This is a genomic window from Cohaesibacter marisflavi, from assembly GCF_900115225.1.
GTDB classification, from domain to species: domain Bacteria; phylum Pseudomonadota; class Alphaproteobacteria; order Rhizobiales; family Cohaesibacteraceae; genus Cohaesibacter; species Cohaesibacter marisflavi.
The window spans coordinates 59,716-76,082 of record NZ_FOVR01000010.1; the positions used below are offsets into that span (position 1 = coordinate 59,716).

The window sequence follows — 16,367 nt, forward strand, 5'->3', positions numbered from 1 at the left end:
GCGCAAGAGCGCACAGTAGCCGCCAAATCTGGCAATAAGATGGATACGATTAGGGGCAATATAAATGGCCAAACTGCTAAACGCCAAGCAAACCACTTTGAAAGAACGCGTTGTGGTTTCCGGTGTCGGTGTGCATAGCGGCAAACCTGTCGAAATGATCTTGCATCCTGCTGACGCAAACTCTGGCATAACCTTCCTTCGCGTTGATCGCGAAAAGAAGACCGAGTTTGAGATCAAGGGGGACTATTCTTCTGTCATCGACACAAGACTTTGCACCATCGTAGGTCATCCCGAAAAGGGCATGGTAGCGACCATCGAACATCTCATGGCGGCATTCCGCGGGTATGGTGTTGATAATGTGATGGTCGAGATTGATGGCGACGAAGTGCCCGTCATGGACGGTAGCGCGCGGGCCTATATCGATGCGATTGATCAGGTGGGCTTGAAAGAGCTGCCTTTTTCGCGTCGCTACATTCGTGTGCTCAAGCCGGTTCGTGTGCAGAATGGTGATTCTGTTGGAGAGCTTCTGCCTTACGAAGGACAGCGCTTTGACGTGACCATCGACTTCGAGAGCGACGCTATCGGTGTACAGCATTTCGATGATGAGATGACGCCGGATGTCTTCAAGCGCGATATCAGCCTTGCCCGTACCTTTGGCTTCATGTCTGATGTCGAACGCCTTTGGGCGGCTGGTTATGCGCTGGGCTCTTCCCTTGAGAATTCCGTTGTCATCAATGATGAACAGAAAATCGTCAATCCGGACGGTCTGCGCTATAAAGACGAATTCGTCCGTCACAAGACACTGGATGCGGTTGGCGATCTGTCGCTGGCTGGTGCTCCGTTGTTGGCGCATTATCGCTCCTTCAAAGGCGGCCACAAACTCAACTTCAACATGCTTGAAGCCTTGTTCGCGGATGACAGCAATTGGGAGTGGGTAGAAGCCGTGCCAGCCCTTCGCAATGCAGCTCGCGTTGGCTCTGCCGTAGACGCCGCGTCTGTGCGGATCGCATTGGGGCCAGAAACCAACTAGGTCGCCATGTATGATGGATGAGAAACAGGGTGGCGGTGGTCACCCTTTTTTGTGTCTGCGTTGGGCCTGATTATTTGATTGATCGCGGATTTGCTTGCATTGGCATGTTTGCTGTGTAGATTTGGGTAGGCAATTGGCATTCAGACACAATTTTTCCCCAATTGTGATTTCTGTGATGGTAAGGACGCGCGCTTTATTGTTAAGACAGGGAATTCAACTAGGTTAAACCGGTTCGCTGATTGGATGAACGGTTTGGCTTTGCTGATCATATCGTAAAGTGCTGCTCTGTGATCAGAGTAGAGCTGGTTGTTCGGGGCAATCAGGCAGTGAGTGCCGATAGAGATTTGTTCCAGTTAAAGGATAGTAGTATCGATGGATTTTCTTTTCGCGAAACGGATCTGGTTCGGGCTCGCTCTCATTGCATTGTCCGGTTTGGGCGCATGCGCCAGCAAGGATCCATCGGATCTGGCCTTTGAGGAAGTTCCTGCAGAGAAACTCTATGCCGAAGGGCTCCTCGCGATGGAAAATGGCGATCGCAAGGAAGCGAAGAAGAAGTTTGATGAGTTGGATCGTCAGCATCCCTATTCAAACTATGCACGCCGTTCGATGATCCTGAATGCCTATTCTCAATATAAAAGCGGTCAATATACCGAATGTATCTCTTCGGCCAAGCGCTTTATCACGCTGTTTCCCGGCGACGAAGATGTGCCATATGCCTACTATCTGATTGGCCAATCCTATTTCAATCAGATTCCGGACGTGACCCGCGATCAGGACACGACCAAAAAAGCCCTGCAGGCAATGAACGAACTGATTCAGAACTATCCTGATTCTGAATATACCAGCGATGCGCGCCGCAAAGTTCGTGTGACCATGGATCAACTGGCCGGTAAGGAAATGCAGGTTGGCCGTTATTATCTAGAGCGCAAGGAATATATTGCAGCCATCAACCGGTTCAAGGTTGTTGTGACGGATTATCAGACAACGCGTCAGGTGGAAGAAGCCCTGATGCGTCTGGCTGAAGCCTATCTTGCTCTTGGAATTACCCATGAGGCACAAACCGCCGTTGCCGTTCTGGGCCATAACTATCCTGATAGCAAGTGGTACAAGATGTCCTACAACATGCTGAACAAGGATGGCTATGAACCTGAGATCAACAAAGGTTCCTGGATGGCCAAAATTCTGGGCTAAGGGCTGGCTATTCCTGCCTTGCTGTCTATATTCCTGTTGAAATGATCATGTTTTGTTCATGTCAACCATGCATTGCCCGATTGCTTTTGATGAGGCAATTGGCATAGCATGGCGCGCAAATCGAGTCAGCTTTGCGATTGCCTGATGCTGTCTGCTCTTATGAGGAAACCATGCTCGCCTCGCTTTCAATTCGCGATATTGTTCTGATTGATCGACTGGATCTTGAATTCGGTGACGGTATGACCGTTTTGACCGGGGAGACCGGTGCTGGTAAGTCGATCTTGCTGGATTCCCTCTCGCTGGCTCTTGGCGGGCGTGGAGATGGCAGCTTGGTGCGCGCCGGTCAGAAGCAGGGGCAGATCGTGGCCATGTTTGACATTGCGCCCAGCCATCCTGTGTTTGCCTTTCTGGAAGAGCAGGGGCTTGATCATGATGGCGATCTCATCCTGCGTCGCGTTCAGAATGCTGACGGCAGAACCCGCGCTTATGTGAATGATCAGCCGGTCAGCGCGGGGATGCTGCGCAGGGTTGGCGAAGGGCTCGTCGAAATCCATGGCCAGCATGACGATCGTGCCCTGGTGGATGCGTCAGAGCATCGGGTGCTGCTGGATGCCTTCGGCAGCTTGCAGAGCGAGCTTGAGGGCGTACGCAAGCGCTATAAGGCTTGGCGCAAGGCAGAGCACGATCTGGCCACCCTGGAAAAGACCATCGAAGAAGCCCGCAAGGAAGCGGACTATCTGACCGCGTCTGTTGAAGAGCTGGGAAGCTTCAATCCCATTGAAGGTGAAGAAGAAGAGCTTGCTGCCAAGCGCACCACGATGATGCAGTCGGAGAAAATTGCGACCGATCTTAATGAGGCTTATGAGGTTCTGGACGGGAATGGCTCGCCCATCCCATCGCTTGCCAGCATGATGCGCAGGTTGGAGCGCAAGACCGAGCAGATGCCGGGCTTGCTAGAACCTACCTTGTCTCATCTGACAATCGCCCTGAATGAACTGGAAGACGCTCGCAGCAGTCTTGAAGAGGCGCAGCGTCAGACCGATTTTGATCCACGTGAGTTGGAGCAGATCGAAGAACGGTTGTTTGCTTTGCGTGCTCTCTGCCGCAAGCACAAGGTGACCGGCGATGAACTGGTTGGCCTGCTCGATCGGATGCGTTCCGAGTTGGATGCGCTGGACCATGGCGAGGAGCGGCTTGTTGCGCTGCATGCAGCAGCGTCCGAGACCAAGGCATCTTATGACAAGGCTGCAGAGTCTCTGAGCCGCAAGCGGGCCAAAGTCGCCAAGGATCTGATCAAGAAGGTGATGGTAGAGCTGCCATCCCTGAAGCTTGAAACAGCCCAGTTCCTTGTCAACCAGACAAGCGACGCTGAGGCACGCAGCGAAGAGGGCATCGACCAGATCGAATTCTGGGTGCAGACCAACCCGGGGACACATCCTGGCCCGATGATGAAAGTTGCGTCCGGCGGTGAACTGTCGCGCTTTCTATTGGCCTTGAAGGTGGCTATGGCGGACAAGGGGTCGGCCCCGACGCTGGTCTTTGACGAAATTGATACAGGCGTTGGTGGTGCTGTGGCAGATGCCATTGGGCGGCGCCTTGCGCGGTTGGCAGAGAATGTTCAGGTGCTCTCGGTCACCCACGCGCCGCAGGTGGCCTCGCGAGCCAACGCCCACATGCGCATTGCCAAGAATGCCGTCAAAGGCGAAGATCGCGTGGCGACGGGCGTGACGGTGATCGATGGGGACCATCGGGAAGAAGAGATTGCCCGCATGTTGGCTGGCGAAGTGATATCGGATGAGGCACGGGCTGCGGCGCGGCATCTCATTTCCGGTAAGACAACAGGAGCATAAGGCGTGGATCGGATTAGTTTGCGCGAGAAGCCGGTTGATCAATTGGAGGCCGACGAGGCGAAGGCGGAGCTTACCTACCTCGCCGAAGAAATTGCCGAGGCCGATAGGCTCTATCACCGCGAAGACGCGCCGGTTCTGACCGATGGGCAATATGATGCTCTGCGCAGGCGCAACAGCGCCCTTGAGCTGCGTTTCCCCACGTTGCGCCGGGAAGACAGCCCGACCTTCCGCGTCGGGGCTGCTCCTTCTGAAAAATTTGCCAAGATCACGCACGTCGTGCCGATGCTGTCGCTGGATAATGCTTTCAGCGATGAGGATGTCTCCGAGTTTGGTGCCCGCGTGCGGCGCTTTCTGGGCCTTGGGCGTGAGGCTGCGCTGTCGATCACGGCAGAGCCGAAGATTGATGGGCTGTCTGCATCCATTCGCTATGAAAATGGCGAACTGGTCTACGGTGTCACCCGTGGCGATGGCACTGTGGGCGAAGACATTACGGCCAATATCAAGACCATTGCCTCCATACCCAATCGCCTCAAGGGTGATAACATTCCTGACGTGGTGGAAGTGCGGGGCGAGGTTTATTTCCCGCGGTCGGAATTTCTGGCGCTGAATGAGCGACAGGCCGAAAGCGGCGGCAAGACCTTTGCCAACCCGCGCAACGCGGCGGCCGGTTCTCTGCGCCAGCTCGACGCCGAGATTACGCGCTCGCGCAATCTGGCCTTCTTTGCCTATGCCTGGGGGGAAGTGAGCGAGCCCTTGGCCGAGACCCAATATGAGGCCGTGCAGCGGATCGGCTCATGGGGCTTCACCGTCAACCCATTGATGCAACGCCATGACAGCATCGAGGGCCTGATCGAGCATTATCATGCCATCGAAGCTCAGCGGTCGGCCCTTGATTATGATATCGACGGGGTGGTCTACAAGGTGGACCGGCTTGATCTTCAGGGGCGGCTGGGCTTTGTTTCGCGGGCGCCTCGCTGGGCCATTGCGCACAAGTTTCCTGCCGAAAAGGCAATCACCCGCTTGCTCGAGATCGACATTCAGGTGGGCCGTACGGGCGCTCTGACGCCGGTTGCCAAACTGGAGCCGGTAACCGTGGGCGGTGTGGTCGTTTCCAACGCGACGTTGCATAACGAGGATGAGATTGTCCGCAAGGATGTGCGGGTGGGCGATATAGTCACCGTGCAGCGGGCAGGGGATGTCATCCCGCAGATTCTCGGGCCGGTACTGGACGAGAATTCAGAGCGCGGCGAGGCTTATGTGTTCCCCACTGTCTGTCCTGTCTGTGGCTCTCATGCGGTACGCGAAAAGAAGGAAAATGGCGAGCTGGATGCTATTCGTCGCTGCACGGGCGGTCTTGTCTGTCGAGCGCAGGCGGTGGAGCAGCTCAAGCATTTTGTTTCGCGCAATGCCATGGATATTGATGGTCTGGGTGAAAAACAGGTCACGGCCTTCTTCGAGCAGGGCATGATACGCAATGCAGCCGATATCTTCCATCTTAGCGAGATGGATGCACAGAAGGGCCGTGGTGAACGGCTGCGTGATATGGATGGCTGGGGGCCGACCTCGGCGCGAAACCTGTTTGCAGCCATTGATGAGCGTCGCGATGTAGAGTTGCATCGGTTCATCTTTGCGCTGGGTATCCGCCATGTAGGTGAGACGACAGCCAAGCTGCTTGGGCGTTATTATGGCAGCTTCGCAGCTTTGAGAGAGGCCATGAAGGCGGCTGGCGACGCGAACAGTGATGCTTGGCAGGACCTCCTCGGTATCGACGGGATCGGGGCGATTGTGGCGCGCAGCATCGTGGAATTCTTCAATGAAGAACATAATGAAGAAGTCATTGATGCGCTCTTGCAAGAGGTGACGCCGCAGGAAGCCGAAGCGGTACAAACCGACAGTTCCGTTTCCGGCAAGACGGTGGTCTTTACCGGCAGCCTTGAACGGCTTTCCCGAACCGAAGCAAAAAATCAGGCCGAAAGCCTCGGTGCCAAGGTGTCTGGCTCGGTTTCCAAAAAGACCGATATTCTGGTGGCTGGGCCGGGCGCAGGCTCCAAGCTGAAGAAGGCACAGGAGCTTGAGATCACCATCATGACGGAAGATGAGTGGATCGCACTGATTGAGGGCTAGTCCCCTCTGCGGCCTGCCATGATTGGATCGAATGAAAAAGCCAGCCTCTTCATCAAGAGGCTGGCTTTTTCTTTTTTATTAGCGTCCGTCTTTAAGGCGTGTCTTAGGCTGCGTGGATCGGCTTTGTGGCCTGCGCCAGCCACGCGCGGACATCCTCGGGGAGTTCGGCTGACAATTCAGCAAAAACCTGCTCGTGATAGTCATTGAGCCAGCCGATTTCTCTCTCGTCAAGCAGAGACACATCAATCAGGCGCTGATCGATGGGGCAGAGCGTGAGGGTTTCAAAGCCATGAATCGGAAGCTCTCCTCCTGCGATGGTTTCAGCCTTGGTGACGGTGATCAGGTTTTCAATCCGGATACCCCACGCTCCGGTCTTGTAATAGCCCGGCTCGTTTGAAAGCACGTTGCCTTCTTCCAGCGCCACGCCACCGCGCTTGGAAATGCTTTGCGGGCCTTCATGACAGCAGAGATAGGAGCCTACGCCATGGCCTGTGCCGTGGGCATAGTCGAGACCAACCTCCCAGAGTGGCTGGCGGGCTAGAGTGTCCAGCTGAATGCCCTTGGTATCGGCAGGGAAGCGGGCCAGCGTCAAGGCAATCATGCCTTTGAGAACGCGGGTGAAGCGATCCTTCATTTCCGCATCTGGTGTGCCGATGGCGATGGTGCGGGTGATGTCCGTGGTGCCATCAGGATATTGCCCGCCGGAATCAACGAGGAATAGCGAATTCTGATCGAACTTGCGGTTGGTCGCCTCCGTTACCCGATAGTGCACGATTGCCCCGTTGGGGCCGGCTCCGGCGATTGTGTCAAAGGAAATGTCCTTGAGGCACCCGGTGGATGCCCGGAACTCTTCCAGAGCCTTTGTGGCTGCGATTTCGTCCAGAGTATCGGTCGGCGCCATGGTGTCCAGCCAGTGCAGGAACTGGCACATGGCCAGACCATCGCGATGATGGGCTTTGCGCATGCCTTCCAGCTCTGCGGCATTCTTGATGGCCTTGGGCTTGAGGCATGGGTCGGCTGCCTTGATGATGGGGGAGCCTGCATCCTCGATCATCGTCTTGATCGCAAAGGGAACAATGGTTTCGTCCAGCATCCAGCTTTTGTCAGGGCCGGATAACGCAGCGATGATGGCTGGCAGATCCTCAAACGGTGCGATGGTGACTTGAGTGGGCAAATGAGCGCGGGTTTCATCGGGCAGCTTGGCAAGGTCCGTGAAGAGATAGGCTGTGGCATCCGCGCGCACGATGGCGAAGGCAAGGGGCAGAGGCGCGCAAGCCACGTCACTACCACGGATGTTGAACAGCCAGGCGATGCTGTCGCCCTGCGTGATGAAGGTGGCGTGAGCCTTGGAGGCGAAGCCTTTGGCGATCTTGCCAAGCTTGTCTTCCGAGGGTTCGCCTGCCAGCTCCATTGGGTGGGGCACAATGGGGTTTTGCGGGCGGATCGGGTGGTCCGTCCATATCGCATCCACCGGGTTGGTCTCGCAGACAACAAGGGTTGCTCCCTTTTCTTCGCATGTCTTGCGGAACCGATCGACTGCACTCTGGGTGTAGAGCCAAGGGTCAAAGCCGATGGTTTCTCCACCTTCCAGTGTTCCGGAAAGCCACTGGGAGACCGACTTTTCCAAAATAGCGACAGGCGTCAGCAGCTTGGTATCAACCTGATCTTGCACTTGCAGGGTATAACGACCGTCCACAAAGATGGCGGCGGATTTTTCTAGGATGACAGCACTCCCGGCAGATCCTGTGAAACCAGTTAGCCACTCAAGGCGTTCTGCATACGGGGCCATGTTTTCGCCGCCGAACTCGTCCGCGCGGGACATGATGAAGCCATCAAGGCCCTGTGTCTTGAGCTGCTCGCGCAACAAAGGGATGCGGAGGCGTCCCTGATCAGGGTTTGCCGTATCACTAAAATCTTGAAACATATTGATTTTCCTGAGAGATGCGGGGTTGGGACTTCGGGTCCGCTCCCTGTATAGACAAGGATTTTCGCCTTCACAGTGCCAAATTTCAGCAGGTCGAGCAAGGGCGGTAAGGCCTGCGAGAGGGAAGTTTTTATCATGCATAAAAACTGAATATTTGCGAAAATGGACTATCTAAAATTTTCGTTATGCATATTGCGCATCGCTGTTTTGAGTTATTGGGTCTTTTTGAATGGAGGGGGATAGCCCATATTCCATGATGTAAGTCAAACAGACAATCACCATACAGAAGAAAGGTTATTATCATGAACTTCTTTAACCGCGCTCTTGAAAAAGTTATCACGGCTCGTGAAGAGCAGGCTCAGCGTTTTGTAGACGAATATATGTCTGACCGTGGCCTCGACTCTATCATCGACATGACCAACGATCCTCGCGGCTAATCGCCGTGAGGCTTCCTGGATGATTTAAGCGTGAAGACAAATTGCCGATCAGGCAGACATCCAGAGAAGCGTCCGGACGGGAGGAGCAAAGCCGTCCAAAAACAAACTCCACTAAAACAAGCGGGCTTAGGCCCGCTTTTTTTATTTATGCTCTCTCATTTTAGTGGCCTGATCGCCTTATCCCTAAAGATGCGTGAATGTGAATGACATAGCTGGATAGATTGCTATGCAGAATTAGTGTGGCTGACTTGAGAAACTGTGTATTTTTGTTTCCAAGGCAGTCTGCTATATAACTTTGGTATAAGGAAGCGGTCAAAAAATTGACCGAAGATCGAAAGGAAAACCAAATGTCCATTCTTAGCAACGCTTTTGAACGCCTGATCGCAGCCCGTGAAGCTGAAGCTCGTTCTTACATCGAACTTTACTCCGCTGACTTCGAAAATTCTGTATCTGCTCGCGACGACAACGACAAATAAGATCCTTGAACTTCCCCTTCAAGGGAAGCTCAAGGGTACCCCCGCATATATGAGGCATGTGGCCTTTATATGCCTGGCTCTGAGAGGAGCTTCCGGGCGGATGCCCGGAAAGCAAATGGCTTTCAGATGCAACAAAGCAGGAAAACTGGTCGATCCTGATGGATCTCTGCTTATCTCTCGAGGACCAGAACAAGCCAACCATCTTCTTTGACTGTTCTGATATGCCGGAAGCCTTGCAGGCGATAGGCTGCAAGAACGCGCGCGCGCTGATGCGGCAGCAGGCCGGAGAGGATGACACGTCCGCCAAGGGCGAGATTGTTTGCCAGATCTGGCGCCATTTTGCACAGTGGCCCGGCCAGAATGTTGGCTACGATCAGATCAAATGGCCCTTTTTCCTTGAAAACCGGATGACTGAAGCCTGCGGCCACCGCTGTGGTGACAAAGGGATGCACTTCGTTGATGCGGATATTGTCCTTGGCCGTTTCGATCGAAACCGGGTCGATATCCGTTGCCACAATTTCCTGTTTCAACATCTTGGCGAGCCCGATGGCCAGTACGGCCGAGCCTGTGCCCAGATCGAGAATGCGTAGCGGATGCGTGCGGCGTAGCTCGTCGCTCAGTACTTTCAGGCAGCCTGCCGTTGTGCCGTGATGGCCGGTGCCAAAAGCCTGACCCGCATTGATCTGCACCGGAATGCGCCCATGCGTATCCATGCCCTTGTCGTGGGAACCGTGGATAATGAAGCGGCCAGCTTCGACCGGCACAAGGCCTTCAAGGCTCTTTGACACCCAGTCAACGTCTCCCAGATCTTCCACCGCGAGCGGAAGCGCGATGTTGAGGCCAGCCAGCTCTGAGAGCGCCTTTTTGTGTGCGTCCTTGATTGCCTCTTCTGAAGGGTAGAGGGAGAGGGCCCAGATGCCATTATCCTCATCAATTTCGAAATTCGAGATGGCAAAGCCGTCCTCTTCGAAGATGACTTCAAGATGCTTGGCGGCAGCCTGAATGTCTTTTGCAGAGCCTTCGGCATAAAGATAATGGGCCATGGTTTCCTCTTGTAAAGCTGATCTGGACAGTCGATAGACCTTCGAAGCCTTAAAGGCAAGCGGGAAGGATCAATGTTTCTCCACGAAACTGTCAAGGACGCGCTTTTGGCCCGTCTGGAACTGGATCGTCAGCTTGTTGCCTTCTATGGACTTGATTTCTCCATAGCCGAATTTGAGATGGAACACCCGTTCGCCAATGGCGAATTTGGACGGGCTATCGGAAACACTCTTTGCGACCAGTTCGCCTTCGATTGTCGTGGTGGCCCGTTTGGCCTTGGGCGTGGACGACTTGCCCCTGCTGGCCTTGTTGGCCTGTGCCCGTTTCCAGCCCGGCGTGTCATAGCTATTCTCGAAGGGATCGGATGTGTCAAACCGGCTCTTGCCATAGATGGAGCCGCCCACACCGGATGCGCCATAACCGCCATAGGTAGACTGGCTTTCCTCTATCTCCACATGTTTGGAGGGAAGTTCATCAAGGAAACGCGATGGAATGGAATTTTGCCAAAGGCCGTGAATGCGCCGGTTTGAGGCAACATAGATCTTGGCCCGCTTCTTGGCCCGCGTGATGCCCACATAGGCAAGGCGGCGCTCTTCTTCCAGCCCCTTGGTGCCGGATTCATCCAGCGCGCGCTGGTGGGGGAACAGGCCTTCTTCCCAACCGGGCAGGAAGACGGTGTCAAATTCCAGCCCTTTGGCCGAATGCAGGGTCATGATCGAGACGGCATCGTTGGTCTCGGCGGAATCCCGATCCATGACCAGCGCGATATGTTCAAGGAAGCTGGGTAGGGAGTCGAACTCCTCCATGGAACGGATCAATTCCTTGAGGTTTTCAAGGCGGCCCGGTGCGTCTGGTGATTTGTCCTTCTGCCACATTTCCGTGTAGCCGGATTCATCAAGGATGATTTCGGCGAGTTCTGTATGCTTCATTGTGGCAAGCATGGTGCGCCAGTGATTGAACTGGCCCAGAAGGCTTTTCAGCGAATTGCGTGGCTTGGGCTTCAATTCCTCTGAATCGACAATCTCGGTTGCCGCTTCCATCAGCGGAATTTCCTCGGCGCGCGCCAGATTGTGGATCTGCTGGACTGTCGCATTGCCCAAACCCCGGCGCGGAGTGTTGACAATGCGCTCGAAGGCCAGATCGTCCGCAGGCTGTACCATGGCTCGGAAATAGGCCAATGCATCGCGAATTTCTGCCCGTTCATAGAAGCGAGGGCCGCCGATGACGCGATAATTGAGCCCCATGGTGATAAAGCGGTCTTCAAATTCGCGCATCTGGAAGGACGCGCGCACCAGAATGGCCATGTCATTCAGTTCATGCCCGTTGCGCTGGTAGGATTCGATCTGGTCGCCAATGGTGCGGGCTTCCTCTTCGGAATCCCAGATAGACGCAACGGTGACCTTCTCTGCTTCATCATCCTCGATTTGCGGATGCAAGGTCTTGCCAAGCCGTCCGGCATTGTAGGTGATGAGATGGGAGGCTGCTGCCAGAATATGAGCCGTGGAGCGGTAGTTGCGCTCAAGGCGGATGACCTTGGCGCCGGGGAAATCCTCTTCAAAACGCAGGATATTGTCCACTTCGGCGCCGCGCCAGCCATAGATCGACTGGTCATCGTCGCCCACACAGCAGATATTGTGGCTCGATTGGGCCAGCAGACGCAGCCAGAGATATTGCGCCACGTTGGTGTCTTGATACTCGTCCACCAGAATATAGCGGAATTTCTGATGATAGGCCGCCAGCACGTCAGGATTCTCGCGGAACAGGCGGATGCATTCGAGCAGCAGATCGCCAAAGTCGCAGGCATTGAGAATTTTCAGGCGATCCTGATAGGCTTTGTAAAGGGCGATGCCCTTGCCTTGCGCAAACAGGAAGGCTTCATCCTGCGGCACCTGATCAGGTGAAAGACCGCGGTTTTTCCAGCTATCGATCAGGGTTGCCAACTGGCGTGCAGGCCAGCGCTTTTCTTCAATGGCATTGGCCTGAATGAGCTGCTTGAGCAGGCGGAGCTGATCGTCCGCATCAAGGATCGTGAAATTGGACTTGAGGCCGACCAATTCGGCATGGCGACGCAGGATCTTGACGCCGATGGAGTGGAATGTGCCCAGCCACTGCATGCCTTCCACCGAGCCGCCAATGAGTGAGCCGATACGCTCCTTCATCTCGCGGGCAGCTTTGTTGGTGAAGGTCACCGACAGGATCTGCCAGGGAGTGGCGCGGCGGGTGGCTAGAATGTGACCAATGCGGGTGGTCAACACGCGGGTCTTGCCTGTGCCTGCACCAGCCAAGACCAGCAAAGGTCCGTCAAGGCTTTCCACTGCATCACGCTGTTCGGGGTTGAGCCCGTTCAGATAAGGCGTGGGGTGCATGCGGGCCAGCTTGGCGCGTATGCCTTCCTGATCTTCCTCCTGCATCTCGTTATGCGGAGAGATTGGCGATGGTGCAAAAAGATCAGACATAGAGGCTACCGGGTCCAACTGTGTTCGGTTTTAAGAGCGCTGATCGATGGCTTTGATCGGCTCGTGCGCTCATGCATTGGTTCAAACGCTATTCATATTCAAGACCGGCTCGGATCGTGTGTGAATAGCTCTGGGTTTGGATTGTTTAATGGCCTTGCTTCTGGTTTGCAAAGGGCAAAAGCGCAAGAAGGGATCCATGCATCGAATCCAAACAAGAACATTATAGCAACAAATGTGGTTTGTCAGGGGCAAATTTGCCCTTTTGGTGATCTTTTCGCCCCAGATCGCTTCCGACTGCCCGGATGGCTGTTTTCTTCTCTCTATCGGAAGGCAGGCGATTGAAAGGCCTTGGCCCTCTAGCGATGTTCTTCGACCTGTGTGTTGATCAACACGGCGTTGAAATGGCGAAGGGCATCCACCTGCCGGGCCCAGCCCAGAATACGGCCCGGATTGTCCGGATCAAGCACGGCGAGATTGCTGCCGCCATTGTCATCAAATTTCTTGAGCGCCAGTTCCAGTGTGTCCTGCAGCTTGATCGGTTCCATATTATGCTCAAGTACGGTGTCTTCAATGGGAATGTCTGCCGCTAGGGGAGTGTAAAAGTCCGCAATCGTGGTGTTTTTCACGACATAGCGATGGGAGCCTTCATGCAGGAAGATGCCGCGCATGCCCAGTTGCCAGTGGAAATAGGAGCGCCCGCTGAGCGCCACGGCGAGGCCGTTGGAGATGGAGACCGTCACCAAGAGGGCGATAGAGAGTGCATAACCGCCGGTCAATTCAAAGACGATCATGGTCGTGGATATGGGCGCGCCGAGCATGGCCGAAGCCACGGCCCCCATGCCCAGTAGCGCATAAAGGCCATGAGTGGAGGCTATTTCGGGCAGCAAGGGTTGCGCTATGAGGCCGAAGGTGCCTCCGACCATGGCGCCGATATAAAGCGAGGGCGAGAAGATGCCGCCGCCAAAGCGCGAGGCCAGTGTTATGGATGTTGCCAGTGCTTTGGCGACAATGAGCGAGAGCAGCATCGTCAGGGGAAGCTGTTGCTTGAGCGCAAGGTCGGTCGCTTCATAGCCAACGCCCAGCACCTCAGGAAAAGCCAGAGCAATAAGGCCAACGAGAAAGCCGCCAATGATCGGGCGGTATATGAGCGGCATCTTGATGTGGCGCGCGATCCAGTCTGTGCCGAGCAACGAGGTTTGGAACAGCACCGCAACAATGGCGCAGACGATGCCCAGAAGGGCAAAGGACGGCAGCTCCCAGTAAGAGGTGATCTGGTAGTCGGGGATGATGAAAGAGGCTACATCGCCAAAAAAGAGGCGCGAGAATGTGGTGCCTACCGCAGACGCCAACACGATGGGCACGAAGGCGGACATGGCATAGTGGCCCAGAATGACCTCATGGGCAAAGAGCACCCCTGCGATGGGCGCGTTGAACGAGGCCGAAACTGCACTGGCCACTCCGCAGGCGAGCAGCACTCTTTGTGATGCAGCCGGTATGGCGAGCCTACGGCCAAGAGATCTGGCCAGACTGGCGCCCAGATGCACGATGGGGCCTTCGCGGCCTGCACTTGCGCCAGCCCCAAGGGAGATGATGGTCACCGTTGCGCTATCCAGCGCTTGCCAGAAGCGTAGCCCTCTGCCGCCGCGCGCTCGCGCTTCGATGACATCGGCCACGCCTTCAGCGCGTTTGATGGGGTGGACATATTGCAGAAAGGCTCCAACAAAGACGCCGCCAAGGGTGGGAGCTGCAACCACAAGCCAGGATGGAGCCTCTCGCAGAGCCGCAATGACATTCTCTGCGCTTGTGCCCAGCCAGAACCATTGCACGCCGCCAATGCCGAGCCGAAACAGAATGGCGGCCAGAGAGACCATAAATCCGATCAGAATGGAAAAAAGCCAAAGCTTGGGCTGCTGGGTCGAAATATAGATCGACCAGTTCGGTTCTATCCAGCTTCGTATCAGTTTGATCGGGTTGGTCCTGATCATGGTCGGCAAACTCTTGTCGCTGAGCCGCTGTAAAGGGAGAGGAGCCGTTGATCGGTTTCACCCCGTTTTCATTGCAAAGCTTTGAAATTTTTGCCTCAAACGTCAAGCCTAACCTTCGGCAGAATAGGGGGAAAAGCAAAAAGCCGCCTTGTGGGGCGGCTTTTGGGTTTTTATGTCTGTCATTTGCGCAGATGAGCGTGTGCCAAGGCTAGCTCTTGGGGGCGGGAGGTGCCTGCTCCGAATCGCGCTGGCGGGCAAAATCGTAGAACTTGCCCGATTGCAGGTGATAGACCCCTTCCTTGCAGAAGACCTTGGAAGCGGCATTGGCGATCAGGGCGCAGGCCATGAGCGGCAGCATCATCTGGTGGTTATCGGTCATTTCCATGACGATGACGAATGAGGTGATGGGGGCCTGCACCACGCCGGTGAAGTAAGACACCATGCCCAAAAGCACGATGGCGCCGACGGGAACCTTGGGGAAGAAGCCTGCAAGGTCAGCTCCGAGGCCGGCTCCGACTGACAAGGACGGGGAGAAAATGCCGCCCGGCAGGCCGCTGATGGATGAGGCGATGGTGGCCAGCAGTTTGAGCGGTGCATATTCAAGGCGCAGATCGGTTTCGCCATGCAGCACATCGCGGGCTGCTTCATAGCCCGAACCGTTGACCGCGCCATCGGTATAAAGACCGGCAAGGGCAACAAACAGGCCGCACAGGATTGCGAAGGGAACCGGATGGGCTTTGATGATTTTGCCGACAGTGCCGGGCAGGCCATAGGTAAACAGCACCAGAATCTTGGAGAAAAAGCCGCCGGCCAATCCGCCAATTACGCCCACGATGGGAACCGCTATCCAGCCCCAGCCGAATTGCAGCAGATCGTGGGAGGTGCCAAAATAGGTGTAGTTGCCGAAAATAGCCATGGATGTGAGACCGGCGAGAATCACCGTGCCCAGGATCATGCCACTGGTGCGCATCTCGAAAGAGCGGCTCATTTCCTCAATGGCAAAAACGATCCCTGCCAGAGGTGTGTTGAAAGCACCAGCAATACCGGCTGCAGCACCGGCGAGGATGAGGCCGACTTGGCGTTTGGGAGCGATGCGGCCTGTCAGGAACATGACAGCTGCGCCAACCTGAACGGTGGGGCCCTCACGGCCAGTCGATGCCCCGATCATCAAACCGAGCAATGTCATGATGACCTTGCCCACGGCCGAACGGATGCCGACGAGTCGGGCACGGCTTGTCGGGCGCTTGAGGCGTCGGGCTGCGATGGCTTGCGGGATACCGGACCCTTGCGTTCCGGGGAAATACCGGTTGGTGGCCCAGACAATGGCACCAAAGCCGAGCGGTGTTACGAAAAGGCCTGCATAGGGGTAGGCTTCGATCAGTTGACGATAAAGATCCTGGCTGGAATCGGCACCCATGGCCAACACCACTGCGGCGAGGCCAACCATAATACCGCCCAGTCCGAAAATGATCCGTCTTTGCCAGATCATGCGTTGGGCTCTGACACGCTTGCCATGCGGAAGATGCAGGTGAAATCGGTTGTTCATGGTTCTAGGCTGGCTTTTTGGTTTTGCTCGTGGAAATGAGTGTTTGAAATGCGATAATCAAAGCGAATTCTCATTCCGGCTGCCTCCTTTGAAAAGAAGGAAACCGGCTTCAATGGTCCAACAATAGCAAAGGCCGCAAGCGGGTCAACAGAGAGTGACCATGTATCACGTTGGCTTTAGGCTACCATTCGAAGGATTATGAGCGCTGATCAACGCAAAAAAGACCCCGCGAAAACAATGTTTTCGCTGGTATGACAATCTCATATCATTCGTTAAATGGGGGCAGAAGAGCGGAATCGAAAGAGGA

The 16,367-nt window shown here is 55.3% G+C and carries 11 protein-coding genes; 6 read left to right on the forward strand and 5 right to left on the reverse strand.

Features of this window, described 5'->3' with window-relative positions; translation table 11 throughout:
* The first annotated feature begins 64 nt into the window (after positions 1 to 64).
* From lpxC to ligA, 4 genes are all read left to right on the forward strand, one after another.
* Entirely contained in the window at positions 65 to 1,030 is a 966-nt protein-coding gene (gene lpxC / locus BM258_RS16715) for a UDP-3-O-acyl-N-acetylglucosamine deacetylase (protein ID WP_244544738.1), read from the forward strand.
* Positions 1,031 to 1,402: 372 nt separating this feature from the next.
* Positions 1,403 to 2,221: an outer membrane protein assembly factor BamD gene (locus BM258_RS16720; RefSeq protein ID WP_090074233.1), complete on the forward strand. Its 819-nt coding sequence runs from the start codon at positions 1,403 to 1,405 to the stop codon at positions 2,219 to 2,221.
* 170 nt (positions 2,222 to 2,391) lie between these two features.
* Complete coding sequence (gene recN / locus BM258_RS16725) at positions 2,392 to 4,071, forward strand: DNA repair protein RecN (protein ID WP_090074235.1); 1,680 nt, start codon at positions 2,392 to 2,394, stop codon at positions 4,069 to 4,071.
* Positions 4,072 to 4,074: 3 nt separating this feature from the next.
* Positions 4,075 to 6,195 (forward strand): NAD-dependent DNA ligase LigA, encoded by a 2,121-nt coding sequence (gene ligA / locus BM258_RS16730; protein ID WP_244544739.1) that lies wholly within the window; start codon positions 4,075 to 4,077, stop codon positions 6,193 to 6,195.
* Between the two features lie 103 nt (positions 6,196 to 6,298).
* On the opposite strand, the gene BM258_RS16735 is transcribed toward ligA, so the two are convergent.
* On the reverse strand, positions 6,299 to 8,119 hold the full coding sequence (locus BM258_RS16735) for an aminopeptidase P family protein (RefSeq protein WP_090074237.1): 1,821 nt from the start codon (positions 8,117 to 8,119) through the stop codon (positions 6,299 to 6,301).
* A gap of 302 nt (positions 8,120 to 8,421) precedes the next feature.
* Between BM258_RS16735 and BM258_RS24960 the strand changes: the two genes are divergently transcribed.
* The gene (locus BM258_RS24960; protein WP_280141781.1) at positions 8,422 to 8,556 is read left to right on the forward strand and encodes a hypothetical protein; all 135 of its coding nucleotides are present in this window, start codon (positions 8,422 to 8,424) and stop codon (positions 8,554 to 8,556) included.
* Between the two features lie 347 nt (positions 8,557 to 8,903).
* Positions 8,904 to 9,032 (forward strand): hypothetical protein, encoded by a 129-nt coding sequence (locus BM258_RS24965; protein ID WP_280141782.1) that lies wholly within the window; start codon positions 8,904 to 8,906, stop codon positions 9,030 to 9,032.
* Positions 9,033 to 9,202: 170 nt separating this feature from the next.
* On the opposite strand, the gene BM258_RS16740 is transcribed toward BM258_RS24965, so the two are convergent.
* From BM258_RS16740 to BM258_RS16755, 4 genes are all read right to left on the reverse strand, one after another.
* Positions 9,203 to 10,105: a 50S ribosomal protein L11 methyltransferase gene (locus BM258_RS16740; RefSeq protein WP_280141784.1), complete on the reverse strand. Its 903-nt coding sequence runs from the start codon at positions 10,103 to 10,105 to the stop codon at positions 9,203 to 9,205.
* A 39-nt stretch (positions 10,106 to 10,144) separates the two neighbouring features.
* Entirely contained in the window at positions 10,145 to 12,484 is a 2,340-nt protein-coding gene (locus tag BM258_RS16745; protein WP_244544750.1) for an ATP-dependent helicase, read from the reverse strand.
* Positions 12,485 to 12,885: 401 nt separating this feature from the next.
* Positions 12,886 to 14,514, reverse strand: a complete 1,629-nt coding sequence (locus BM258_RS16750) for a chloride channel protein (protein ID WP_090074243.1) — start codon at positions 14,512 to 14,514, stop codon at positions 12,886 to 12,888.
* A gap of 208 nt (positions 14,515 to 14,722) precedes the next feature.
* Positions 14,723 to 16,003: a chloride channel protein gene (locus tag BM258_RS16755; RefSeq protein ID WP_244544740.1), complete on the reverse strand. Its 1,281-nt coding sequence runs from the start codon at positions 16,001 to 16,003 to the stop codon at positions 14,723 to 14,725.
* Between the last annotated feature and the right edge of the window lie 364 nt (positions 16,004 to 16,367).